At 74.4% G+C, this 23,953-nt stretch carries 20 protein-coding genes, 1 tRNA gene, 1 pseudogene and 1 riboswitch; of the genes and pseudogenes, 11 read left to right on the plus strand and 11 right to left on the minus strand.

Annotated features, from left to right (window positions below):
• Nucleotides 1–41: 41 nt before the first annotated feature.
• Genes NPS70_RS10465 through NPS70_RS10475 form a run of 3 tightly spaced genes read right to left on the minus strand, consistent with a single transcriptional unit; the run spans nucleotide 42 to nucleotide 3,699 of the window.
• Nucleotides 42–1,634 carry a precorrin-2 C(20)-methyltransferase gene (locus NPS70_RS10465; protein ID WP_256523855.1) on the minus strand — a complete coding sequence of 531 codons (1,593 nt, stop codon included), beginning with the start codon at nucleotides 1,632–1,634 and terminating at the stop codon, nucleotides 42–44.
• Nucleotides 1,631–2,272, minus strand: a complete 642-nt coding sequence (locus NPS70_RS10470; protein ID WP_256523856.1) for a precorrin-8X methylmutase — start codon at nucleotides 2,270–2,272, stop codon at nucleotides 1,631–1,633. The genes NPS70_RS10465 and NPS70_RS10470 overlap by 4 nt, the downstream gene beginning before the upstream one ends.
• A complete protein-coding gene (locus tag NPS70_RS10475; protein ID WP_256523857.1) occupies nucleotides 2,269–3,699 on the minus strand; it encodes a nitrite/sulfite reductase in 1,431 nt (476 codons plus the stop codon). Before NPS70_RS10475 ends, NPS70_RS10470 begins: the two co-directional genes overlap by 4 nt.
• 113 nt (nucleotides 3,700–3,812) lie before the next feature.
• Nucleotides 3,813–3,885: riboswitch (cobalamin riboswitch) on the plus strand.
• A 54-nt stretch (nucleotides 3,886–3,939) separates the two neighbouring features.
• On the opposite strand from NPS70_RS10475, the gene cobN reads away from it, so the two are divergent.
• Nucleotides 3,940–7,575: a cobaltochelatase subunit CobN gene (gene cobN / locus NPS70_RS10480; RefSeq protein ID WP_256523858.1), complete on the plus strand. Its 3,636-nt coding sequence runs from the start codon at nucleotides 3,940–3,942 to the stop codon at nucleotides 7,573–7,575.
• A gap of 406 nt (nucleotides 7,576–7,981) precedes the next feature.
• Here cobN and NPS70_RS10485 read toward each other — a convergent pair whose 3' ends face one another.
• The 3 genes from NPS70_RS10485 to NPS70_RS10495 form a co-directional block, all read right to left on the minus strand.
• Entirely contained in the window at nucleotides 7,982–8,212 is a 231-nt protein-coding gene (locus NPS70_RS10485; RefSeq protein WP_256523859.1) for a hypothetical protein, read from the minus strand.
• A gap of 38 nt (nucleotides 8,213–8,250) precedes the next feature.
• Nucleotides 8,251–8,433: a hypothetical protein gene (locus NPS70_RS10490; protein ID WP_256523860.1), complete on the minus strand. Its 183-nt coding sequence runs from the start codon at nucleotides 8,431–8,433 to the stop codon at nucleotides 8,251–8,253.
• 178 nt (nucleotides 8,434–8,611) lie between these two features.
• Nucleotides 8,612–9,250 carry a flavin reductase family protein gene (locus NPS70_RS10495; protein ID WP_256523861.1) on the minus strand — a complete coding sequence of 213 codons (639 nt, stop codon included), beginning with the start codon at nucleotides 9,248–9,250 and terminating at the stop codon, nucleotides 8,612–8,614.
• Nucleotides 9,251–9,750: 500 nt separating this feature from the next.
• Here NPS70_RS10495 and NPS70_RS10500 point away from each other — a divergent pair, with 500 nt between their 5' ends.
• Nucleotides 9,751–10,146: a hypothetical protein gene (locus NPS70_RS10500; protein ID WP_256523862.1), complete on the plus strand. Its 396-nt coding sequence runs from the start codon at nucleotides 9,751–9,753 to the stop codon at nucleotides 10,144–10,146.
• A gap of 97 nt (nucleotides 10,147–10,243) precedes the next feature.
• Here NPS70_RS10500 and NPS70_RS10505 read toward each other — a convergent pair whose 3' ends face one another.
• The gene (locus NPS70_RS10505) at nucleotides 10,244–10,609 is read right to left on the minus strand and encodes a PH domain-containing protein (RefSeq protein WP_256523863.1); all 366 of its coding nucleotides are present in this window, start codon (nucleotides 10,607–10,609) and stop codon (nucleotides 10,244–10,246) included.
• A 161-nt stretch (nucleotides 10,610–10,770) separates the two neighbouring features.
• Here NPS70_RS10505 and NPS70_RS10510 point away from each other — a divergent pair, with 161 nt between their 5' ends.
• The 3 genes and pseudogenes from NPS70_RS10510 to NPS70_RS10520 form a co-directional block, all read left to right on the plus strand.
• Nucleotides 10,771–11,145, plus strand: coding sequence for a hypothetical protein (locus tag NPS70_RS10510; RefSeq protein WP_256523864.1), 375 nt, complete (start codon nucleotides 10,771–10,773; stop codon nucleotides 11,143–11,145).
• 1,046 nt (nucleotides 11,146–12,191) lie between these two features.
• Nucleotides 12,192–12,767, plus strand: coding sequence for a hypothetical protein (locus NPS70_RS10515; protein ID WP_256523865.1), 576 nt, complete (start codon nucleotides 12,192–12,194; stop codon nucleotides 12,765–12,767).
• 44 nt (nucleotides 12,768–12,811) lie between these two features.
• A pseudogene (locus tag NPS70_RS10520) lies at nucleotides 12,812–13,537 on the plus strand (tyrosine-type recombinase/integrase); the annotation flags it as partial.
• Between the two features lie 61 nt (nucleotides 13,538–13,598).
• Here NPS70_RS10520 and NPS70_RS10525 read toward each other — a convergent pair.
• A tRNA-Val gene (locus NPS70_RS10525) sits at nucleotides 13,599–13,673 on the minus strand.
• Between the two features lie 183 nt (nucleotides 13,674–13,856).
• Here NPS70_RS10525 and NPS70_RS10530 point away from each other — a divergent pair.
• From NPS70_RS10530 to NPS70_RS10550, 5 genes are all read left to right on the plus strand, one after another.
• A complete protein-coding gene (locus NPS70_RS10530; RefSeq protein ID WP_256523866.1) occupies nucleotides 13,857–14,633 on the plus strand; it encodes a DUF4097 family beta strand repeat-containing protein in 777 nt (258 codons plus the stop codon).
• Between the two features lie 77 nt (nucleotides 14,634–14,710).
• The gene (locus tag NPS70_RS10535) at nucleotides 14,711–16,081 is read left to right on the plus strand and encodes a hypothetical protein (protein ID WP_256523867.1); all 1,371 of its coding nucleotides are present in this window, start codon (nucleotides 14,711–14,713) and stop codon (nucleotides 16,079–16,081) included.
• Between the two features lie 390 nt (nucleotides 16,082–16,471).
• Nucleotides 16,472–17,038: a DUF4383 domain-containing protein gene (locus NPS70_RS10540; protein ID WP_256523868.1), complete on the plus strand. Its 567-nt coding sequence runs from the start codon at nucleotides 16,472–16,474 to the stop codon at nucleotides 17,036–17,038.
• A gap of 112 nt (nucleotides 17,039–17,150) precedes the next feature.
• Nucleotides 17,151–17,372 carry a zinc ribbon domain-containing protein gene (locus NPS70_RS10545; RefSeq protein ID WP_256523869.1) on the plus strand — a complete coding sequence of 74 codons (222 nt, stop codon included), beginning with the start codon at nucleotides 17,151–17,153 and terminating at the stop codon, nucleotides 17,370–17,372.
• Between the two features lie 127 nt (nucleotides 17,373–17,499).
• A complete protein-coding gene (locus tag NPS70_RS10550; RefSeq protein ID WP_256523870.1) occupies nucleotides 17,500–18,168 on the plus strand; it encodes a DedA family protein in 669 nt (222 codons plus the stop codon).
• Between the two features lie 37 nt (nucleotides 18,169–18,205).
• Here NPS70_RS10550 and NPS70_RS10555 read toward each other — a convergent pair whose 3' ends face one another.
• The 3 genes from NPS70_RS10555 to NPS70_RS10565 form a co-directional block, all read right to left on the minus strand.
• Complete coding sequence (locus tag NPS70_RS10555; protein WP_256523871.1) at nucleotides 18,206–19,066, minus strand: HAD family hydrolase; 861 nt, start codon at nucleotides 19,064–19,066, stop codon at nucleotides 18,206–18,208.
• Nucleotides 19,063–21,588: a phosphoribosyltransferase gene (locus NPS70_RS10560; RefSeq protein WP_256523872.1), complete on the minus strand. Its 2,526-nt coding sequence runs from the start codon at nucleotides 21,586–21,588 to the stop codon at nucleotides 19,063–19,065. Before NPS70_RS10560 ends, NPS70_RS10555 begins: the two co-directional genes overlap by 4 nt.
• A gap of 132 nt (nucleotides 21,589–21,720) precedes the next feature.
• Nucleotides 21,721–22,893 (minus strand): HpcH/HpaI aldolase/citrate lyase family protein, encoded by a 1,173-nt coding sequence (locus tag NPS70_RS10565; protein WP_256523873.1) that lies wholly within the window; start codon nucleotides 22,891–22,893, stop codon nucleotides 21,721–21,723.
• Between the two features lie 199 nt (nucleotides 22,894–23,092).
• Between NPS70_RS10565 and NPS70_RS10570 the strand changes: the two genes are divergently transcribed.
• Nucleotides 23,093–23,944: a TerD family protein gene (locus tag NPS70_RS10570; RefSeq protein WP_256523874.1), complete on the plus strand. Its 852-nt coding sequence runs from the start codon at nucleotides 23,093–23,095 to the stop codon at nucleotides 23,942–23,944.
• Nucleotides 23,945–23,953 lie beyond the last annotated feature (9 nt).

Consider the following 23,953-nt stretch of genomic DNA (forward strand, 5'->3'; position numbering starts at 1 on the left):
GGGCGGGCCCTCCCCGCCCGCTCCGGGCGCGGCGCGGGACCCTACTCCGGGTAGCGGCGCGGGGTCCAGACGATCTCCTCGCCACCGTCCCCGCGCCGCACCGCCCGGGTCTGGGAGGACCCGACGAGCAGGATGGTGCGCATGTCGACCAGGGCGGGGTCCAGCTCGCCGAGGCGGACGATCCGCACGCTCTCCTCCGGGCCGCCGACGTCCCTGCCGAGGACGACCGGGGTGTCCGGGGCGCGGTGCTCCAGCAGCAGTTCGCGCGCCTTGCCGACCTGCCAGGTGCGGCTGCGGGAGCCGGGGTTGTAGAGGGCGAGCACCAGGTCCGCGGCGGCCGCCGCGCGCAGGCGCTCCGCGATGACCTCCCAGGGCTTGAGCCGGTCGGAGAGCGAGACGACCGCGTAGTCGTGGCCGAGCGGTGCACCCGCCCGTGCGGCGGCCGCGTTGGCCGCGGTGACCCCGGGCAGCACCCGGACGGGCACGTCCCGGTAGGCGTCCTGCGAGGCCGCCTCCAGCACCGCCGTCGCCATGGCGAAGACCCCGGGGTCGCCGCCGGACACCACGGCCACCCGCCGTCCCCGGCGCGCCAGGTCGAGCGCGAACTCGGCGCGCTCGGACTCGACCCGGTTGTCGGATCCGTGCCTGGTCTGGCCCGGGCGCACCGGCACCCGGTCGAGGTACGTCGTGTAGCCGACGAGTTCGTCGGCGTCGGCCAGCGCACGGCGGGTCTCCGGGGTGAGCCACAGGGGCCCCGCGGGACCGGTGCCGACCACCGCGACCTCGCCCCGGGCGGCCGGGGGACGCGGGGTGGCGATCCGGCTGGGCACCACGGCCACCGAGAAGTACGGCACGGACCCCGGGTCGACGTCGGCCAGGGGCCCGGTGCGCTCGCCGGGCATGGTGGCGCGTTCGACGTAGCGGGCCTCCGCCAGCCGCCCCGAGGTCTCCAGCGCCGCCCGCACGGCGGGGAAGGTGCGGCCGAGCTTCATCACGACCGCGGAGTCGGTGGCGGCCAGCCGCGCGGCCAGTTCCTCCTCGGGCAGGGTGCCGGGGATGACGGTCAGCACCTCCTCCGCCTCGCACAGCGGGGTCCCCAGGCGGGCGGCCGCGGCACTGACCGAGGTGACACCGGGTATCACCTCCGTCGGGTAGCGGTGCGCGAGCCGCTTGTGCATGTGCTGGTAGGAGCCGTAGAAGAACGGGTCGCCCTCGGCCAGCACCGCGACGGTGCGGCCGGCGTCCAGATGGGCCGCCAGGCGGGCGGCGGCCTCCTCGTAGAAGTCGTCGAGGGCACCCCGGTAGCCGCCCGGGTGGTCGGTGGTCTCGACCGTGACCGGGTACATCAGGCGCTCCTCGACGTGCTCGGGGCGCAGGTGGGGGGCGGCGATCGAGCGGGCGATGGAGCGTCCGTGGCGGGCGCAGTGGTAGGCGACGACGTCGGCCTCGGCGATGGCCCGGGCGGCGCGCAGGGTCATCAGCTCCGGGTCTCCGGGGCCGAGCCCGACCCCGTAGAGGCGGCCGGTGCGCGGCGCTGCCTCGGGCGCGCCGGGGGTGTGCGCGGTGCCGGGCTCGGACGGGGTGCCGGGCTCGGACGGGGTGCCGGGCTCGGACGGGGTGCTCTGGGTGCTCATTCCGCCTCGCTCGCGATCGCGTTGACGGCGGCGGCGGCCATCGCGCTGCCGCCCCGGCGCCCGCGCACCACCAGGTGCTCCAGGGCGAGCGGCGAGGCGGCGAGGGCGTCCTTGGACTCGGCGGCGCCGATGAAGCCCACGGGGGCGCCGATCACGGCCGCCGGCCGGGGGGCGCCCTCGGCGACCATCTCCAGGAGCCGGAAGAGGGCGGTCGGCGCGTTGCCGACGGCGACCACCGCGCCGTCGAGGCTCGCGCGCCAGAGTTCGAGCGCGGCCGCGGAGCGGGTGGTGCCCAGGCTCCGGGCCAGCTCGGGGACGGAGGGGTCGGAGAGGGTGCAGAGCACCTCGTTGTCCGCCGGGAGCCGCTTGCGGGTGATGCCGCTGGCGACCATCTGCGCGTCGCACAGGATCGGGGCCCCGGCCCGCAGCGCCTCCCTCGCCCGCAGGACGACCTCCGGGGAGTAGGCGAGGTCGCGGACGAGGTCGACCATGCCGCACGCGTGGATCATGCGGACCGCGACCTGCGACACCTCGGCGGGCAGCCCTTGGAGGTCCGCCTCGGCGCGGATCGTGGCAAAGGACCGGCGGTAGATCTCCGCTCCGTCCTTCTCGTAGTCGAACACGGTGCTCTCGCTCACTTCGTGGTGGAGGGTCGGTGGTGGGCCGGGCCGGAGCGTACCGCCGCGAGGGCGGCGGCCAGCCGCCCGGGGTCGAGGCCGAGCAGGGCGGCGGCCGGGGGGTCCGGGCGGCCGGCGGGGGAAGGCCGCGGCGCGGCCCCGCCCACCGCCACGGTCAGGTCGTAGCGCCCGTCGCCGGTGGCGACGACGTCGATGCGGGCGCCGTGCGGGTGGCCGCAGCGCCGCTCGCAGCCGGACCAGTACACGGGCAGGCTCCCCGGGCCCCCTCCGGTGGCGCCCGAGGCCGCCGCGGTGGCGTCGGCGCGGACGTCGGAGAGCGCCTTCGCGCAGCCGGGGCGCCCGATGCAGGCACCGGTCCCGTGCCAGGGGGAGGCCGGGTCGGTGACGAGCCCGGCGTCGGCGAGTGCGGGCAGGAACCGGGCCGGGAGGCCGGGCAGGACCAGGCCGCGCCACGGGGTGGCCCGCAGTTCCCCGGTGCCCTCGCGGGCGGCCAGGTCGGCCGCAGCGCGCCACTGGGCGGCGGTCAGCCGCCCCAGCGGGGCGAGGACGTAGGCGGCGCCCGGCGGGGAGCCGCCGAACGCCGCGCGGCCGGCGGCGGGCGGGCGGTGGCCCGGAGCGGGCGGGGGCACCGCGGGCCCGGGCCGGGGCTCCGGGGCGGCTTCGGCGGCGATCCCCGCGGCCGCGGCGCGGTCCAGCAGTGCGGCGGTCGAGAGGCCGCGGCCGGGCGGGAGTTCGGCGATCCGCCAGGCGCGGGTCCCGCTCGCCTCCGCGGCGTCGAGGAAGGCCTCGGCGGCGAGGAGCATGGTGCGGGGGCCTTCGGCGCACGGCACGCGGACCGCCGCCCCGCCCGCGACCACCACGGCCGCCTCCCGGTCCGCCGGGGCGCCGGGGCCGTGTGCGTCCTCTCCGGCGGCTGCGCGCAGCGTCACGTCCGCGCCGAGCCCCGCCATGTCCCCGCGCCCGTCGTCGAGCGCGAACAGGAAGCGGCCGGACAGCGCCGCGGCCCGCTCGTCCGCGCACAGCAGCGCGTCGAGTTCCCGTGCGAGGGGCTGGACGTCCCGGCCTCCGAGACCGTCCAGCCCGCTGAACGGCGAGGCGACGATGTTGCGCACCCGCTCGTGGCCCGGAGCGGGCAGCAGCCCCGCGCCGTGCAGCAGTTCCGCGAGCGGTCCGCCGCAGGCGGCTCCGAGCCCCCTGAGCTGGAGGTTGCCGCGCGAGGTGAGGTGCAGGGCGCCGTCGCCCAGCCGCTCGGCGGCGTCGGCGAGGGAGTGCGCCTGGCGGGCGGTGAGCACACCGGCCGGGAGGCGGACGCGCGCCAGTGCCCCGTCGTCCGCCGTGTGCAGCCGCAACGCGCCGGGGCAGGCGTCACCGCGCTCCCGTACGGGAGTTTGGTCCCGATTCGGGTGGTTGGCGGGGGGTGGAGGCATGGCGGTGAGCATACCGACCCCTCCCCGGGCCACCTCGTCCCGGAGAGGTGACGGCCCTTACTATGCTCCTCGGCGGGCCAGACGGCCCGTCACCGCCGATGACGGCGCCAGGGGAGGAAGCCCGGTGAGATTCCGGCGCGGTCCCGCCACTGTGAGCCCGGCCCCTGCCGGGCGAGTCAGGAACTCCCGCCGTCCTCCACCGCCCGGGGCGCGGAAACCCCGAGGAAGGCCAGCCGTCGCATGCAGCTTCCGTCCCAGGAACCGACGCAGCACACCACCGTCCTGCTCCTGTCGACGTCCGACACCGACCTGCTCAGCGCGCGCGCCGCGGCAGGCCCGGTGGCGTACCGCTTCGCCAACCCCTCCCGTCTGCACCTCGACGACCTGCCCGCCCTCCTGGAGGGCGCGGACCTGGTCGTCGTCCGGCTCCTCGGCGGACTGCGGGCCTGGCAGGAGGGCGTCGACCTGCTGCTCGCCCAGGACCGCCCGGTCGTCGTCCTCACCGGCGAACAGGCCCCGGACGCGCAGCTGATGGAGGCGTCCACCGTCCCCATCGGCATCGCCGCGGAGGCCCACGCCTACCTCGCCCACGGCGGCCCGGCCAACCTGGAGCAGCTGGCCCGGTTCCTCTCCGACACCGTGCTGCTGACCGGCCACGGCTTCGAGCCCCCCGCGGCCGCTCCCTCGTGGGGGCGGCTGGAGCGGACCGTCCGCCGGGAGAACCCCTCGGGCCCGCGGATCGCCGTGCTCTACTACCGCGCCCACCACATGAGCGGGAACACCGCCTTCGTGGACGCCCTGTGCTCCGCGGTCGAGGAGGCGGGGGGCCGTGCCCTGCCGCTGTACGTCGCCTCCCTGCGCACCCCCGAGACCGAGCTGCTGGAGCAGCTGCGCGAGGCCGACGCGCTGGTGACCACCGTCCTCGCCGCGGGCGGCACCCGGCCCGCGGAGGCCTCGGCCGGCGGCGACGACGAGTCCTGGGACGCGGGGGCGCTGGCCGAGCTGGACGTCCCCGTGCTCCAGGCGCTGTGCCTGACCGGCTCACGCGCGGCGTGGGAGGAGAACGACGAGGGCCTCTCCCCGCTGGACGCCGCCACGCAGGTGGCCGTGCCCGAGTTCGACGGCCGGCTGATCACGGTGCCGTTCTCCTTCAAGGAGATCGACGCCGACGGCCTGCCCGCCTACGTCCCCGACGCCGAGCGCGCGGCCCGGGTCGCCGGCATCGCCGTGCGCCACGCCCGGCTGCGCACCCTCGCCAACGCCGACAAGCGCGTCGCCCTGGTGCTCTCCGCGTACCCGACCAAGCACTCCCGCATCGGCAACGCGGTCGGCCTGGACACCCCGGCCTCCGCCGTGGCGCTGCTGCGCCGGCTGATCGACGAGGGCTACGACTTCGGTCCGGCCGACGGGATCCCGGGCCTGGCCTCCGGCGACGGCGACGAGCTGATCCGCGCCCTGATCGAGGCCGGAGGACACGACCAGGAGTGGCTCACCGAGGAGCAGCTGGCCCGCAACCCGGTCCGGATCCCGGCCGCGGACTACCGGCGCTGGTACGCCGCCCTGCCCGCCGCACTGCGCGAGGCCGTGGAGGAGCACTGGGGGCCCGCGCCCGGCGAGATGTTCCTGGACCGCTCGCGCAACCCCGAGGGCGACATCGTGCTGGCGGCGCTGCGCCGCGGGAACCTGCTCGTCCTCATCCAGCCGCCGCGGGGCTTCGGCGAGAACCCCATCGCGATCTACCACGACCCCGACCTGCCGCCCTCGCACCACTACCTGGCCGCCTACCGCTGGATCGCCGCCCGGGCGGACGACGGCGGCTTCGGCGCCGACGCGATGATCCACCTGGGCAAGCACGGCAACCTGGAGTGGCTGCCCGGCAAGAACGCGGGGCTGTCCGCCGCCTGCGCGCCGGACGCCGCGCTCGGCGACCTGCCGCTGGTGTACCCGTTCCTGGTCAACGACCCGGGCGAGGGCACCCAGGCCAAGCGCCGGGTCCACGCGACGCTCGTGGACCACCTGGTGCCGCCGATGGCACGCGCCGACTCCTACGGCGACATCGCGCGCCTGGAGCAACTGCTCGACGAGTACGCGCAGATCAGCTCGATGGACCCGGCCAAGCTGCCCGCGATCCGGGCCCAGATCTGGACGCTGATCCAGGCGGCCCGGCTCGACCACGACCTCGGCATGGACGACCGCCCCGACGACGACGGCTTCGACGACTTCCTGCTGCACGTCGACGGCTGGCTGTGCGAGGTGAAGGACGCCCAGATCCGCGACGGACTGCACGTGCTCGGCTCCGCCCCGACCGGCCCCGAGCGGGTCAACCTGGTGCTCTCCATCCTGCGGGCCCGGCAGATCTGGGGCGGCACCGCGGCCCTGCCGGGCCTGCGCGAGGCCCTCGGACTGGACGAGTCGGCCGCCACCCGCACCACCGCCGACGAGGCGGAGGCCCGGGCCCGGGAGCTGGTCGAGGCGCTGGAGGCCGCCGGCTGGGACCCGTCGGCGGTCCCCTCCGAGCACGGCGAAGAGGTCGCGGCGGTGCTGCGGTTCGCCGCGACCGAGGTCGTACCCCGCCTCTCCCGCACCACGGACGAGCTCACCCACGCCGTCCACGCGCTCGACGGCGGCTTCGTCCCCGCGGGCCCGTCCGGCTCGCCCCTGAGGGGCCTCGTCAACGTCCTGCCGACGGGCCGGAACTTCTACTCCGTCGACCCCAAGGCGGTGCCCTCGCGCCTGGCCTGGGAGACCGGTCAGGCGCTCGCCGAGTCGCTGCTGACCCGCTACCGGGAAGACAACGGGGAGTGGCCCGTCTCGGTGGGCCTCTCGCTGTGGGGCACCAGTGCGATGCGCACGGCCGGCGACGACGTGGCGGAGGCGCTGGCCCTGCTCGGCGTGCGCCCGGTGTGGGACGACGCCTCGCGCCGGGTCACCGGTGTGGAGGCCGTGCCGCTGGAGGAGCTGGGACGTCCGCGGATCGACGTCACCCTGCGCATCTCGGGCTTCTTCCGCGACGCCTTCCCGCACGTCATCGGCCTGCTCGACGACGCCGTGCGCCTCGCCGCCTCGCTGGACGAGCCGGCCGGGGACAACCACGTCCGCGCCCACGCGCAGGCCGACCTGGCCGAGCACGGGGACGAGCGCCGCGCCACGACCCGCATCTTCGGCTCCCGGCCCGGCACCTACGGCGCGGGGCTGCTCCAGCTGATCGACTCGCGGGACTGGCGCACCGACGCCGACCTCGCCGAGGTCTACACCGTGTGGGGCGGCTACGCCTACGGCCGCGGGCTGGACGGGCGCCAGGCCCGGACGGAGATGGAGACGGCGTACCGGCGGATCGCCGTGGCGGCGAAGAACACGGACACCCGCGAGCACGACATCGCCGACTCGGACGACTACTTCCAGTACCACGGCGGCATGGTGGCCACGGTGCGCGCGCTGCGGGGCACGGCCCCGGAGGCGTACATCGGCGACTCCACCCGCCCCGAGACGGTCCGCACCCGCACCCTGGTGGAGGAGACCTCCCGGGTGTTCCGGGCGCGTGTGGTCAACCCCCGCTGGATCGAGGCGATGAGGCGCCACGGCTACAAGGGGGCCTTCGAACTCGCCGCCACCGTGGACTACCTCTTCGGCTACGACGCCACGACCGGCGTGGTGGCGGACTGGATGTACGACAAGCTGACCGAGACCTACGTGCTGGACCCGGAGAACCGCGCCTTCCTCCAGGAGGCCAACCCCTGGGCGCTGCACGGCATCGCGGAGCGGCTGCTGGAGGCGGAGTCCCGCGGCATGTGGGAGAAGCCGGACGCGGAGGTCCTCGCCGCGCTGCGGCAGGTGTACCTGGAGACCGAGGGCGACCTGGAGGCGGACGACGCCTGACGTGTCCGGTCGATCAGCTGACCGCCCCGTGCCCGGGTCGCCGTGCGGCACGGGGCGGGGTGATCCGGCCGGGGCTGCGTGGGGGCGGTTGCGGCCGTTCCCGCCGGTCGGCAGCCAGGCCCTGCGGCTGCGGACCGGCGGCGCGTATCCGCGGCGACGCGGCTTCCGGCGCCGTCCCGAAGAAGACCGGCAGGGGACAGCCCGCCTGCCGCGGGCATCACGCGGGGAAGGGCCACCGGACTTCGGCGAAGAGCAGCACACCGACCGGAACACCGTCACCGTGCCCTCGACAGGCGGTTTCGAACACTCGGGTTCCGTGGTGACTCGCCATCACGAAAGCGGACTCGTCCGCTTCGGCATCACCAAGGCGGCAGCCGCCCTCGTCCGGCTTCTCGCCTGATCGCCCTCACCAGGCAGGAGGCCGCGACCTGTCGCCGTCCCCGCCCTCCTCCGGCCAGGCGACGGGGTGACTGTCCGTCCTGCTCAGGATCCCGGGGTCGGGTGGGAACCCGTCCTTGTGCGGTCCGGACCGGTAGGCCCGCCGTGTGCGCGGAAGGGGTGTCTCCACGAGTTCTCCGTCGTGGATCATCCACAGCCCGAAGCAGTCGTCCTCCTCGTCATGGATCAGAACCTGCACCGACTCCGGCCGGGGCCACGGCAAGGACTCCAGGTGCTTCAACAGCCTGACCTGCTGCGCATGCTCACGAACTCCGCACCCCAGCCGAACCCCCAGTGCCCGCCCGGCCGCATCTCGAAGAACGTCCCGCTCCAGGTACGCGTGCCGTCGTACCGGGTCAGCGGTTCCATGACCTCGTCAGCGTCCAGCGCCAGCACGATGACCTCGGCGATTCCGCTCATGCCGCAGTACGACCGTGCACCACGGGAGGGCCGCAACCGGGATCTGCCGCCCCCAGCACCGCCGGGCGCGGCCGCCTCGGCCCTCGGCCTGGGCGTCCCGCGGCGGTCGCAGCTCCCGGGGCACGTCCTGGGAACACCTGCCCCGGGAGCTGCGGCCGGGGCGCCGCCGGACGCCTCCTCAGGAGACGGCCGAGGGACGCCGGTGCGGCATGTCCCAGCCCTCGGCGAGCCTCGACGGGTGCACGGTGCGCCCGCCGCCGAAGAACTCGCAGAACTTCATGATGAGCGGGTCCCAGCCGAGCGGGTCCACGTGGTGCGTCCCGGGGATGACCAGGTCCTCCTCGACATGGGCGCGCAGGACCTCGACCTCGAAGGCGGTGGCGTGCGGCTCGGGGACGCCGAAGGGGTGGGCCGAGACCACCCGGCACTCCAGCTGGACCGGGCACTCGGCGACCCTGGGGGCCCGGACGAGGTCCGCCGCCTGCTCGGTCAGGCCTGCGGCCGAGAACTTGTCGGGCTCGTACCGGTAGCCCTGCCGCCTCTTGAAGTCCACGATGTCCGGCTTCCCGGTGGTGAGCGCGATCCGGTCGACGGCGCCGACCATCGCCGACGAGGGCAGGTTGAGCACGCACTCGCCCTCCCTCAGCAGGTTGGCGGTGGTCTGGGCGTTGTCGCCGAGACCGAGCATGCACGACCTGCCCAGCCACCACGCCGAGGACATCGGCGCGAGGTTGGCCGTCCCGTCCTCGTTGAGCGAGCTGACCAGCACCACGGGAGTGCCGAAGTAGAGGACCTTGAGACCGGGGACGACGTGCATACGCGGTGCCTTTCACGGGGAGTGGCCGGACGGACGGGGCCCGCGGGCGGAACCACGAGCCGTCGCCGACTCTCTCGCGCCCCGGACCGCCCGCGCTGGCGGAAATCCGGCATCACGTTCGACGCTGCCGGAGCGCACCCCGGACCCCGGGACCGATCTTGTGCCGGCCTACGGGCGGCACTCCCGGGAGCAGCGGTCCGCTCCCGGCGGCGGACACCGCCCCGGACCGACCGCCGCCCCGGCCGTACGCCGACGACCACCGCGCTCGGCCCCTGCCCCACCCGACGGGACAAGCCCTCGTCCCTCGCACCGGCCGAACCGGGGCAAGGTGCCTCCCCGCGGCGAAGGACCGACAACCTGTCTACCCACAAGCGTCATTGACGATGCGACAGGTCGTAGAGTGCCCTCATGACGCACCGACAGCAGCGGTCCCAGGGCCCCTCCGGCTTCCGGTAGGTCCGCCGGGAGATCCCCGGCGGCTCCTCGACCAGGGAGCACCCGTGGCACGCACCGCCCACCACATCCGCAGCCGTCGCGCCGGCACCGTCCCGCCGGGCCACCGGCCCTGGCGCCGCGTCGTGCTGCGCGACCTGCGCTTCAGCACACGCGCCACCGGGGAGGCCGAACGGCGGGGCGTCCGCGTCCTCCCGGCGACCGTGCTCCGCACCGTCGAGGTCCGCACCGTCCTGCGCTCCCGCAACGACCGGGGCATCTCGGCCGAGGCGGGCATCGAGGAGCGGCGCGCCCGCGCGCGCTGCCGCGGTCGCCTCCGCCTGCTGCTCGGGGTGGCCCGCTCTCTCGACGGCCGCTTGGACCGGGCCGTCCGGGAGGAGGCCGACGGGCACGACGGCTTCGACGTCCCGCCCGTCCGCCACCGGCACGGTGTGCTCCGCTGACGCCCACCGGGGCTCCCGCCCGGGGCCCCGGCCGCGCGCACCGGTGACCCGGTCAGGTCACCGGATCACGACGTCACCGGGTCACGACGTCACCGGATCACCGGGCCACGAACTGCGTGAGTATCGCCTGCACCTCGTAGATGTCCACGCCCTTGGTGAAGGTCTTCTCGATCGGCACCGAGCTTCCGGAGAGCCAGATCTTCAGCTCGGCGTCGAGGTCGAAGGTGCCCGCGGTCTCCACCGCGAAGTGGGTGATGCTGCGGTACGGGACGGAGTGGTACTCCGTCTTCCGGCCGGTGATCCCCTGCTTGTCCACCAGCAGCAGACGCCGGTCCGTGAAAAGGATCGTGTCCCGGATCAGCTGGAACGCCGCCTGGACCTGCTCCCCGTGCCCGAGGAGCCGCGCGTACTCCTGCTGGGCCTGGGCGGGATCGACGGTGTGTGCGTTGCCGAAGAGCGCCATGAGAATCCCCCGTTGTATGCGGACCGCAACCTGCACCCCACTGTAGACCGGGGGTCGGACAGGCGCCGTGCCGCGATACGGCCCATCGATATCCGGTCGCAGCCCCGGCAGGGCAGTGGCTACCCTCGGCAGGCCCCCGCACCGAGCCCGAGGACACCGCTGTGAACACCCGCCGAACGACGACGCTCTGGCGCCCCACCGGTCCCGAGGAGCTGGCGTTGGTGCGGGACTCGGGCTGGCGCGCCTGGCCGCCGCGTCTGCCGGAGCAGCCGATCTTCTACCCGGTCCTCGACGAGGAATACGCCGTCACGATCGCCCGCGACTGGAACGTCCGTCACAGCGGCGAGGGCCACGTGACACGGTTCGAGGTCGACACGACGTTCCTGCGCCGGTACCCGGTCCGCCAAGTCGGCGGACGGACGATCCTGGAGCTGTGGATCCCGGCCGAGGAACTACCGGAGTTCAACGCCCACATCGTCGGCCGGATCGCCCTCGTCCACAGCTTTCGCCGGTCCGAGGTCCCCGCGTCTCCCTGACCCCCCGTCCCGATCGGCTCCCGGAGCCCCTGCGGCCGCCCGGAGGTCCGGGCGTCGAGCGGTGAATCGGCCGTGTCCGGGACGCTGGTGCGCTGTGGAGAGCCGGCCGTCGAAGGCGATGGCGAAGGCCTCCAGCGCGATCCATCGGGCCTGGCACTTACCGGTGGGGTCGAGCGACGGGATCGCGCTGTGGACGCGCTACGACGCTGCGGTCCCGTCCGGGAAGTGTTCACAGGGCCTGTCCGCCACTCGGGGACAGGCCCCTACGCCCACGTGCGGCCGATGGCGTGCAACCCAAGGTCAGGTTCGGCCGGGCCCACTCGCGCGTCATGGTCCCGCTGGGCGTCCGCTTGGGCGGCACCAAGGAACTGATCGCCCCGGCCGAGGACTGCGGAACCCCACCGAGTCGTGGGCGACTTGCCGCGCGACTGCCGCCGACGCGGTATGCACGATCCCGCACTGGTCGTCGGTGACGGCTTGATGGGCCTACCGACAGGGCTTACGGGCTGCCGCACCAGCGATGGTGTTCAAGCTCGGCGAGATCACCCCAGACCCGCAGACGTGTGATCACCGGAGCGGAGCTCGTGGCTCCGGTCCGTTCGGGCGCGAGGTTCGACAGCGGCGTTCGGGTCGAGTGCAGGATATGGACCCGTGATCCAGATGAACGGCCCGTAGAGGTTGCTCCAGCACTCGGAAAGCGCAGGTCAGAGCGCAGACGTTACCGAAATCGGGCGAAAAGCCCATTCCAACTCACGCACCAGACGGCCGAACACGGCGACTTCAGGTGTGATCGGCGACGACAGCATTCCTGGCAGCCTCTCATTCGAGTATTCGGAGCCGCATTTCACGTACGACGAACCTGTAGCGTCCGGAGTTCAGCACGTCTGCCGAAGAGGTCGACAGGGTCGGCCGGCGCTGCGACAAGGAACCCTTCGCCGGGCCTCGATGACGCGCCAGTCGGGGTCCGCGGCACGGGACCTCGTCGCCAGACGTGAGTCGTTCCCGAGCGCTGGCCCGCGGGAGACTGCAATCGGCACAATGTCTCCGTGGAGATACTGACTGCCGCCCTTCCCGTGGGCGCCACGGTGCTCGTCGCCATCGTGGGCTACCTCCAGTGGAGACGCAGCGAGCAGCGCCAAGCCGATATCGAGACGGCGCGACAGGAAATGGAGCAGGCGGAGCGACGTCGCGTCGCGCGCGGACCGTATGACCAACAGCGTCTGGAAGCCCTACAGAAACTGCTCGAGAAGCTCCGCGAGCTTGAAATCCAGTCACGGTGGAACGGAGGGGGGCAGGATCTGCGTGCCGAGGTGCCGAAGATCAACACCTTCCTGATCCGGCATGGCGAGGTGCTGGATGACGAAGAACGCCGACTGACCCGGCAGTTCGTTGAAGGGCTGACGTGGATCGACCGTCGCGAAGCTGAAGAGCGACTCCGGTGGGACGAGCGGCGGGAGCAGCAGCTTTCTGCGTACGGCATCGACATTGGCCCGTACGGGAGTTCCTGGGGACAGACGGGGCCTCTGCCGCCTTTCGACGAAGCCCATCAAGCCGTGCAGAAGTGGACGTCGGCGCGGGATGCCCTGGAGGAACGGCTTCGCCAAGTTCTCCAAGGCATGTGAGCGATCAGTATCGCGTCACAGGTCCTTGCTCGTGTTCGCGGCCGCACCGAGCGCTGCGGAGCGCGCCCAGCGCCGCCTGCCGGGAGGAACTCATCAGCCGGAACGTGGTCAAGCTCGTGCCGGCCCCGCGGGTGGAGCAGCGGGAGCTGAAGCCGTGGGACCTGGAGCAGACGACGACGTTCCTGGAGGCGGCGAGGGGGGACGCGCTGTACGCCGCGTTCGTCCTGGCCGTCACCCTCGGCCTGCGCCGCGGGGAGGTACTCGGGCTGCGCTGGTCGGACATCGAACTGGAGCGCCGCGCCCTCACCGTGCGGAACCAGATCCAGCGGGTGCAGAACGAGCTGTACGCGGACTCCACGAAGAACCGCCGGACCCGCGTCGTCCCCCTCCCTCTCATGTGCGTGCCGCCACTGCGCTGGCAGCGTCTCCGTCAGGCCGCCCAGCGGCTCGCCGCGGGGCAGGAGTGGCAGGACAGTGGCTACGTCTTCACGACGCGTACCGGCCGCACGGTCGAGCCGATGAACCTCAGTCGCTCGTTCCAGCGCATCTCGGAGGCGGCCGGGCTCCCCCGGATCCGGCTGCACGACGCCCGGCACGGGTGCGCGACGCTCCTGTTCGCCGCGGGCGTGCCGGCGCGGGTGGTGATGGAGATCCTGGGGCACTCGCAGATCGCCGTCACGATGAACATCTACACGCACGTCTCCGACGAGCGTCGGAGGGAGGCGATGGGGCACATGGACCGGCTGCTCCGTCGGCGCCGTCCTGAGTGAGACTGCCGTCAATCTCTACCGTCAAAGGCCCCCGCAGCGGTAGCTGCGGGGGCCTTTGTGCTGGTGGGCGCGGACGGTTTCGAACCGCCGACATCTGCTTTGTAAGAGCAGCGCTCTACCCCTGAGCTACGCACCCGTGGATGAGGGCACAGCCTACATGGCAGGGGCCGCACGCCCGCAAACCGTCATGGGGTGCGGGGGCTGTCCCCACCCCGGAGAGGGTGGGGAGCCGGATCGAGGCGGGGGCGCCGCGGACCTAGGTTGGGGAGGGTCAGGGGACAGTCGGACGGGCCTTGGGGGAATCACCACCATGCAGCACATGTCAGGTATGCGTCAGCATCTCGGTCGGGGGGCCGCGGTGCTGGCCGCGGTGGCCGTGGGGGTCGCCGTGCTCTCCGGGTGCGGGAGCCCGGATCTCGACGACACCCCCCTGGAGCGCAAGGTGTTCCCCTTCGACGGCGAGAGGCTGAGGATCGAGTCCGACGACTCCGAGCTGGAGATCACCGCGGCCGACGTCGACGAGGTCGAGGTGACCCGCCGGATCGACGGCTGGGTGGTGATCGGGAACGGGCCGGACGCGTCCTGGAAGCTGGAGGACGGGACGCTCAGGCTGACCGTCGGCTGCAAGGGCCTGGCGGCCCACTGCGCCGGGCACCACACGGTGAAGGTGCCGCGCGGAGTGGCCGTGACGGTCGAGGACGGCAACGGCGGGGTCGAGGCCGGCGGGTTCGCCGACGCGCTCACCATCCGGTCGGACAACGGCCGGGTCGTCGTCCGCGACTCCAGCGGTCCGCTGGTCCTGGAGACCCGGAACGGCGGCATCCGCACCGAGCGGGTCACCTCCACCCGCGTCCGCGCGCATTCCGGCAACGGGTCGGTACGGCTGGACCTGGACGCCGCGCCCGAGCGGGTGGAGACGTCCAGCAGCAACGGGGGCGTGGAGGTGCGGGTGCCGGCCGGCGGCGGGCCGTACGCGGTGACGGCCGAGAGCCGCAACGGGGGCGTGGACGTGTCCGTCCCGACGGACGACGCCAGTGAGCGCAGCGTCACCGCGCGCAGCGGCAACGGGAAGGTGCGGGTGGCCACCGCGAACTAACGGACCCCGGTGTTCGTCCTTACTGATGGGAGTATGGACCCGGTACGGGCGGGGCGGACACGGCACGGGAGCGGGATGTGACGGCGAGACAGCCGCAGCCGAGGGACGAGGCGGGAACGCGTGCCGTCCGGGACGTGCTGGGGCTGGTGCTGCTGCCGGCGCCGCTGCTGGCCGCCGCCCTGACGGCCTCGTTCGCCGGCGGGGGCACCCGCCGCTGGTTCGGCGGAGGGCGCAGCGAGAGCCTGCGGGCCGAGGCGCAGGCGGCCAAGGACGCGGCGGCCGCCGCGTTCTACGCCCTCGACACCGCCCAGCGCGATCTGCGCATCTCGATCGAGACGATCACCGCGGTCGACTCCTCCCCGGGGGCGCGCCGCGCGGTGGAGGAGTTCGCCGCGCTGGGCGAGCGGATCGACGCGGCCAGCCACGCCTACATCACCGCGGTCGACTCCTACGACCTGGACCGCGACGACCTGGAGTCCTCGGTCGCCACCCGGGCGCGTGCGGAGCTCGACACCGCGCGCGGCGAGCTGGAGCAGGTCAAGAAGCAGCTGGACCGCTTCGAGCGGGATCTGGGGCCGCTGCTGGAGTCTGCGGAGACGCAGCTGGCGCGCCTCGCCCCGGCGGTCGAGCGGGCGCGGCAGGCGCTCCTGTCGGCGAGCACCGCTCTCGACGCGGTGCGGGGCTCCGGGCTGCGGGCGGACGACCTCGCGGCCCGTCTCGCGGCACTGGGCCCCGAACTCACGCGGCTGAACGAGGGCGCGGGCCGACACGGCGTCCCCGCGACGCTCCAGCGTGCCGACGGAGTGCTGCGGGACGCGGAGGCGGTGCGGGCGGAGGCGGAGCGCCTGCCGGAACGGGCCGCGGAGATCGACAAGCGGCTGGTGTCGCTGCGGACCCGGGCCCAGGCACTGGCCAACCGGGCCCGGCAGGTGGAGCCCGTGCTCAGCGAACTGCGCCGCCGCTTCTCGGCCGCCTGCTGGCAGGACCTCCAGCCCGTGCCCGAGCAGGCCGCACGCGGTGTCCGCCAGGCGGAGGAGAAGCTGCGCGAGGCGGGGGCGGCGCGCGAGGAGCAGCGCTGGCCCGATGCGACGGCGCTGCTGTCCACGGTGAGGGCGCTGCTGAACTCGGCGGACGAGGCCGTGTCCGCGGCCGGGGAGCGGCTGCGGCGGCTGGACGCCGTCGCGAAGGACCCGCAGCAGGAGATCGAGCGGGCCCGGTTCGCGATCCGGGACGCGCAGCGGCTGGCCATGGCAGGACGCCATACTCCGGACCCCCGGCACGCCCGTCCGCTGGACGAAGCGGTCGCGCGGCTGGAGCGCGCGGTCGCGGGGCTGGAGGGGCGCCACCCGGACTACTGGCACTTCCTGCAGGAGACGGAGGCGGTGCGGGGCGTGGTCGCGGGGGTCGTGGAGCAGATCCGCGGCGAGCGGGGCGGCGCCGGGCACTGAGCGTGCGGCGCCCCGGGGCCCGCGGGGGCGCGGCACGGTCGTGACCGCCTCCGCGGTCAGGGCCGCCGCGGAGGTGGGCGCACACCCGCCCCGGTGGTGCTCACAACCCGTGACCATGCCCCGGCCGTGCCGCCCCGTCCGTGCCCCGTCGGTCCTCCGTCCGCGCCCTGCCCGCGCCCTGCCCGCAGAGGCCCCGTGCGCGCGCAGAGGCGCCCGGGGCCCGCCCCGGTCCCCCGGGCCCGGGTGCGGCCCGGGGGGACCGGGCGTCCGCGGCCGTGCGTCGGGGGCCGCCGTTGTCACCCGGCGCCTCGGGGCGGATGCTGGAGGGGAAGGAGCCCGAGCGCGCAAGGAACCGCGCGGGTGCCTGCGCGGGTGCGAAGGAGGCCGACCATGGCCGGACACGTACAGCACGCCCCCAGGCTGCGGCGCCGGACCAGAGCCCGCATCACCTTCGACGAGCACCTGCCCGTCGACCACAGTCTCAGCCGGTTCTACCGGATCGGCGCCGGGCTGATGGGCGTGGTGCTGGTGACGTTCGGCATCCTGGGCCTGTTCGACCGCATCGGCTTCTTCGACACCCGGGGCGACACGGTGGCCGGTCTGAACACCAACGGTGCGCTGAGCGTGCTGTCGATCTGCGTCGGTGTCCTGCTCTTCGCCGGCATGGTGGTCGGCGGCAACTTCGCGTCCACGCTCAACATGGTCCTCGGGGTGCTCTTCATCGCCAGCGGGTTCGTGAACCTCGCCCTCCTGGACCGCAGCTTCAACCCGCTCGCCTTCCGGATGCAGAACGTGATCTTCAGTTTCGTGGTGGGCCTGATGCTGATGTTCTTCGGCATGTACGGGCGGGTGAGCGCGGGGCTACCGCACGACAACCCGTACTGGCGGGCCCGCCACCCCGAGGAGGCCGAGCGGGAGCAGCGGGCGCGGCGGCGCCGGGAGGGCCTCGCCCCGTGAGACCTCCGGGGCCGGACGCAGGGGACGCAGGGGCACCGGTGCCCCTGCGGCGCGGGCGGGGATCGCGCCGGAGGCCCGGGGCCGGGGGCCCGGGGCCGGTAGCCTGGGGCGCATGCCCCGTTACGACTTCCGCTGCCGCACCTGCGGCGGCACCTTCGAAGTGAGCAGGCCCATGGCGGAGGCCTCCGAGCCGGCCGACTGCCCCGCCGGCCACGCCGACACCGTCAAGCTGCTGTCCACCGTGGCGGTCGGCGGCACGGCAGCCGCCTCCGCCCCCGCGGGCGGCCCCGGCGGCGGCGGGGGCGGCTGCTGCGGCGGGGGCTGCTGCGGCTGACGCGACCGGACCAGGACCGGGCCCGCCCCGGAACGGGACCGGGGCCCCGCCGGGCCCACCGGCGCGCAGCACCCCGCTTCAGGAACGCTTCAGGAGCCCTTCAGCTTCGGTTGCCTAGCGTGCCGCCATGGACAGCGTCATGGCGGCAGGCGGGATCGACGGCGGTGCACCGGGCTGGGTGAACGGCCTGATGGAGACACTGGGGGCGCCGGGGGCGGGCATCGCCATCGCGCTGGAGAACCTCTTCCCGCCCATCCCCAGCGAGGTCATCCTCCCGATGGCCGGCTTCGCCGCGAGCACCGGCACCATGAGCCTCCTCGCCGCCCTGGTCTGGACGACGGCCGGCTCGGTGGTCGGCGCCCTCGCCCTGTACGGGGTGGGCGCGCTGCTGGGCCGCGACCGGACGGTCGCCATCGCCGCGAAGCTGCCCCTGGTGAAGGTGAGCGACATCGAGCGGACGGAGGCCTGGTTCCTGCGGCACGGCCCGAAGGCGGTGTTCTTCGGGCGGATGGTCCCGGTGTTCCGGTCGCTGATCTCGGTCCCGGCGGGCGTCGAGCGGATGCGGCTGCCGATGTTCCTGACCCTGACGACGCTGGGCAGCGCGATCTGGAACACCGTGTTCGTCCTGGCCGGCTATCTGCTCGGTGAGAACTGGGAGGACGTGGCGGGGTACGTGTCCGCCTACTCCAAGCTGGTGCTGGGCGCGGCCGCACTCGCGGTGGTGGCCTTCCTGCTGGTGCGGCTGCTGCGCCCGGGAGCGGGTACCCGGCGGGCCTCGGGCGCGCCGCGGGCCTGAGCCCGGGCGCGCACCGGGGCGGGCCGCCCCCGCGGTGTCAGACCGCGGGCTCCCGGGCGGCCGCCAGGGCCCTGCGCAGGATCTCCTCGCCCGCCGCGGCACCCTGCTGGGCCAGGGCCTCCACGTGCGCGGCGTCCCAGCCGGCCTCCGCGAGCTCGCCGTGGCCGGGGCGCCAGCCGCGGTCGGCGGCCGCCAGCAGGTCCGCGTCGAGCAGGGAGTCGCCCGCCGCGAGCGTCAGGCGGGCTCCCGTGCGCCGTGCCACCTCGCGCATCGCGGCGCTCTTGGTGAGCGGCCGCGGCACCACGTAGACCTTGCGGCCCTGGAGGGAGACGGAGTAGCCGCGCCCCTCGGCCCAGCCGGCCAGGTCCTTCAGCCAGCTCTCGGGCAGCAGCGGCCGTTCCACGACGAGGTAGGCGAACAGGTCCTCGGCGACGCGCTCCTTGCGCAGCCAGGCCGGGTCGGCCGTGGCGGCGAGGTGGGCGCGGATCTCGGCGAGCGGGGCGCATTCCGCGGCCAGCCGCCGCTCGACGGACCGGTACCAGTCGGGGTCGCTGACGCCGTCGACGAGGAGATGGCCGCCGTTGGCGCAGATCGCGTAGCGGGCGGGCCCGCCCGGCAGGTGGATGCGCTGGTACTGCTTGCGGGTGCGGGTCGTGGTGGGGACGAAGACGGTCTCCTCGGCGAGGCGGGCGAGGAGCCCGGCCGCGGTCTCCGTCAGGTACGACAGCGGCTTGTGCTCGTGGACCTCCACGCACAGCAGGCGGGGGGCGTCGGCATCGGGCATCGCCAGCGCGAGTGCCGCGGAGGAGTAGATGAGCGTCCGGTCCAGGTCGCTGGCGACGAGCACGGGGCCGTCGCGGTGCGCGGGGGTGCCGGAGGGGGCGGGCGCGGCGGTCATCGGGCGTCCACCGCCTTGCCGTCGGCGCCGGTCGCGCCGCGGGTGTAGCGGGGGTGGATCAGCCCGACACAGGTGTAGGGAAGGCCGTCGACCTCCTCCACGGGCACCCCCCGCTGCTCGGCCAGCAGCCGGACATGGGCGAGGTCGCTCCCGGCCCCGCGCCGCGCGAGCACCTTCCAGGGGACGCGGCGCAGCAGCACCCGGGTGGTCTCGCCGACGCCCGGCTTGACCAGGTTGACGTCGTGGATGCCGTACTCCCCGCTGATGCGCTCGACGGCCGCCCAGCCCTCCCAGCCGGGCTCCCGGTCGGGGGCGGCGAGCAGCTCCTTCACCTCGGCGGCGACGGAGTCGGCCACCTCGTCGAAGCGCGCGGCGACGGTGTCCAGGAAGTGTCCGGAGACGTCCGAGCCGGCGAGGTCCCGGTAGAACTTGGCGCCGTGGAAGTCGTGGGGGCCGACCAGGTCCTGGCGGAGCACGGTGCGGGATATCAGCCCCGAGACGGTGGAGTTCAGGCACGCGGAGGGGATCAGGAAGTCCTCGCGGGTGCCGTAGGTGCGCACGCAGCCGCCCGGGTCGGCCAGCACCGCGATGCCGGGGTCGAAGCCCGGGAACGCGCTGAGGGCGTCGGCGAGTTCGCGGGTGATGGCGCCCTTGCCCGTCCAGCCGTCGACGAAGACGACGTCGGCCGGGTCGTGGTGGGCGGCCAGCCAGCGCAGCGCGTTGGCGTCGATGCCCCGGCCGCGCACGATGGAGACCGCGTAGTGCGGCAGGTCCAGGCCGTGGCGGTGGAGCGCCCAGCGGCGCATCAGGACCCCGACGGGTGTACCGGCCCGGGCGAGGGAGACCAGGACGGGGCGCGGGGTGCGCTCGGCGAGCACGGTCTCGGTCACGGTGCCGACGGCGCGGGCGATCCGGGCGGCGGACGCCTCCAGCGCGTCCGCGAACAGTTCCTGGTAGCGGGCGCTCGGCTGGTACTCGACGGGCAGTGACTCGGCGTAGTGCGCCCCGCCGCTCTGGACGGCCTCCTCGCGCTCCTCCGTGGGCGCCTCCAGGTCCGCGTCCGAGAGGTCCTGGAGGAGCCAGCCCACCTCCTCGGGTGCGTAGGAGGAGAAGTCCGGTCCGCGGAGCGGGTCGGGCAGCATGGGGGCCCTTTCGGGAGTGCGGTGCGGTGCACCGGCAGCGGTGCGCCCGGCGTCCGGCACGGTGCGCGGGGGAACGTAGGAGGGGACGACGGCGAGGACGACCCGCCCCGTGTGCCCGGCGAGGCGCGCGAGCAGGCCGTCCTCGGCGTGCAGGGCGGCGGTGTCGCCGGCGGAGTCGACGACGGCGACCACCGCGTCGAAGCCTGCTCCGGCGACGTTGTAGGCGTAGCGCTCGCCCGGGCCGTCGGCGGGGTCGTCGTGGGCGGGGAAGACCAGCCGGGTGCGGATGGCGTAGCCGGGGTCGTCCACGGCGAGGACGGGCGAGCGGGTGGTGGTGGAGTAGCGCACCTCCCGGCTGCCGTCGGCGGACTCCTCCAGGGCGAGTGCGAGGCGCAGCGGCGTGTACATCAGCTCCTCGGTGCCGAGGACGAGGACGCGGCGGGTGCCGTGCAGTGCGGCGGCCAGGGCGTCCGCCATGGCGGGGAGCGCGGCGTCGAGTTCCGCGCGGTGCGCGGGTGTGAAGCCGTGGCGGCCTCCGTCGGGGAGCCGCGCGGGCCAGCGGAGGTCGACGCGGACGGGGGGGTGCGCGGCCTTCCCCGATGCCGGCCGCTCCCCCGTCCGGGTGCCTGCCGCCCCCGCTCCCGCGGTCGGCTCCTCGTGGGTCTCTACCAGGGCCCGGCCCCGGGCGAGCACGTCGGCGGGGAGGCGCACGGTGCCCGAGGCCAGGGTGACCAGGTCCAGGCGTGCGCCGATCTCGTCCGCCGCCGCGGCCAGCGCCCTGTGGTGCTCGGGGCCGCGCATGTCGACCAGGGCGACGATGACGTACCGCTCGCGGGGGAATCGCCCGTGCAGGGCGCGGACGGTGTTGAGCACGGTGTTGCCGGTGGAGAACTCGTCGTCGACGAGGACCAGCGGGCCGTCCCCGGCGAGGAGGCGCGGGTCCTCGGGCAGCAGCAGGTGGGAGGTGGCGTGGGAGTGGGACTCCTCGAAGCCGCCTGCCGGGGCCACGCCCTCGACGGGGCGGCGGGTGGAGTGGAGGTAGGGCGCGCCGCCGAGCCCGTCCGCGACGCAGTGGCCGAGTCCGGTGGCGGTCTCGGCGTAGCCGAGGACGGTGGCGCGGGCGGCCTCCGCCGGGGTGAGCAGCTCCCGCACGCGGAGGCCGAGCCCGTACCCGGCGTCGCGGACGACGGACGGCCGCTGGGGGACGTGCTTGCCGAGCACCGTGGAGACCAGCAGGTGGGCCCGCTTGGGGTTCCGCCGCAGGGCCAGGCCCAGCAGCTCGGGGAGCCGTGCGTCGCCGTCGATGCCGACCCCGAGCCGCTCGGCGACCCAGCTTCCCGACCACACCACCGCGCCGCCGTCCTTCGTCGTCTGTGTCATCAGTCCCTCTCCCGGCGGCGCGGTGCCGCCGGAGCCCTGCCGGGCCGCTGCCCGGCCGTGTGCCCGGTCGTGGTGCCCGGGGCGCGCCCGCGCAACGGTCCGGCGGGCGCCGCTCCCGATCCTGCCCCACCCTCAGTCACCGAGGCACGCCGCCAGCAGGTCGACGAAGCCGACGTCCGCGGCCGCGACGCCGAAGACCTCCGCGCGCTGCAGGGTGCGCTCCGCCCAGGCCCGGTGGGGCTTCACCTCGTTCATCTTGTTGGTGTAGGCGGAGCGCAGCACTCCGCCGCCGCCCCGCTCGGGCCGCAGGATGTCCCGGGCGTCGCTGTACTCCTCGTGGCTGACCACGGACAGGGCGTGCACGGGGGCCACATGGGTGGGGTGGATGCAGGTCTTGCCGAGCAGTCCGTTGGCCCGGTCCAGTTCGATCTCGCGGAGGAGCCCGTCCATGTCGCGCTCGATCAGCGCGGTGCGCAGCTCCTCCGCGCTGCCCTCCAGGAAGGGGCTGCGGCGCAGCTGCGGCTTGAACATGCGCTCCGGTGCCGGGAAGTACTCCCAGACGGGACCGGTGATGGTGAAGCCGGTGCCGTCGGAGCGGCCGAGCACGTTGACCACGTCGGCGATGACGGAGGTGACGATCCGCACGTCGTAGGCGGTCATCTCCTGGGAGCGGCGCAGTCCGTAGGCGGAGCAGAAGTCGGTGACGCCGAGCCGGAGGGCCAGGACCCGTTCGCGGTACTTGTCGACGGCGCGCGCGATGCCCAGGAGGGTGTCCGTCCGCGTCTCCAGGTAGAGCAGTTCGGGCGACTCCAGGACGGGCATGGCGAAGAGGCGGCGGCCGGTGGCGGCCTCGGCGGCGCCGAGCGCCTCCAGGAAGGGCACGCCACGGGCCTCGGTGAACTTGGGGAGTACGAATCCGGACAGGAGTCGCCTGGCCGGTCCCAGTCGTTCGGTGAGCGTGGGGATCTGCTCGGGGTGGCGGACCCGGATGAAGAGCAGGGGCACCTCCGCTCCCGCGTCACGGAGGTCGGCGAGCGCGGAGAACTGCCGGACCAGATTGGCCTCGGCCTCCTCCACGTCGGCGTCGTCGATGGAGTCCTCCAGGCAGAGCACCATGGACACCACGCCGTGACCGGCCTGTTTGGCCACGTCCTCGGCGAGCCGGGGGCGCGTGGCGGGGCTGTAGAGGGTGGCTCCGAGCGCGGCGGACAGCACCGCGGCCGGTGAGTCCGCGTCGAACTCGCACGGCTGCCGGTGGAACAACCGGTCTCGGGACGCGGCCGGGATGTGCCCGAAATGACGCATGGAGATCCCCTGTAGCAGCCTCGACGGCCCTGGTGACGTATGGCCGGTAATAGTACGTAGGGGCGGGTGTCCGGAGTTCCCGGTGTGCATGAAATCCAGGTAACCCGTCCGCTTCCGCCGGGTGGGAGGCCGGGCGGCGGCGGGTGCGACCGGCCGGTGCCCGCCCCCGCGTTGTCCCCTCACCCCTCGGCCAGGCAGGATGACGGGCATGACGCACGCGATGACGAAGGGCTCGAACGTCCCCCTCGGTGCCGCGGCCGTGCGGGCCGTGCTGCGCTGGACCCCGGGTACGGGGGTCCCGGACGTGGACGTCTCGGCGCTGCTGCTGGGCCCGGGCGGCCGTGTGCGGAGCGACGAGGACTTCGTCTTCTACAACCAGCCCCGGCATCCGTCGGGCCTGGTCCGCCGTCTGCCGAAGAAGCGGGTGGCGGAGCACCTGACGGACACGGTGGAGGCCGACCTGACGGCGCTGGACGCCTCCGTGGAGCAGGTGGTGATCGCCGCCTCCTCGGACGGCGGGACCTTCGCCCACGTACCCGACCTGCGGATTCTCGTGCACGACGCGGCGGGGGGCGACGGGGAGCCGCTGGCCGTCTTCGACGTGCGGCCGGAGACCGGGGAGGAGACGGCCGTCATCTGCGGCGAGCTCTACCGGCGCGGGGAGGGCTGGAAGTTCCGTGCCGTGGGGCAGGGCTACCCGACGGGCCTGGTGGGGCTCGCGACCGCGTTCGGGATCTCCGTGGACGAGGCGGAGGCGGACGGGGAGGACGGCGGCGACCCGGCGGCGACGGAGCCGGAGGGGGCCCCCGCGGCACCGGAGCCGGAGACGCAGGTGGTCCCCGCTCCGCCCGGCGTGCCGCCGGCGTACGGCTATCCGGGGGACGGCGGGGCCGCCCCGGCCTACGGCTATCCGCCCGCGGCGCCGCCTGTCCCGGCCGCGGCCCCCGCGGCCGGGTACGGGTACCCGCAGCCCGCGGGCGCGGTTCCGGGCGCCGGGCCCGATCCGTCGTTCCGGCTGCCGCCGATGGGGCCGCAGTTCCTGCGCAGGTGACCCGGCCCC

Origin of the sequence: Streptomyces sp. C10-9-1, from assembly GCF_024497955.1 — a bacterium.
GTDB lineage: Bacteria > Actinomycetota > Actinomycetes > Streptomycetales > Streptomycetaceae > Streptomyces > Streptomyces sanyensis.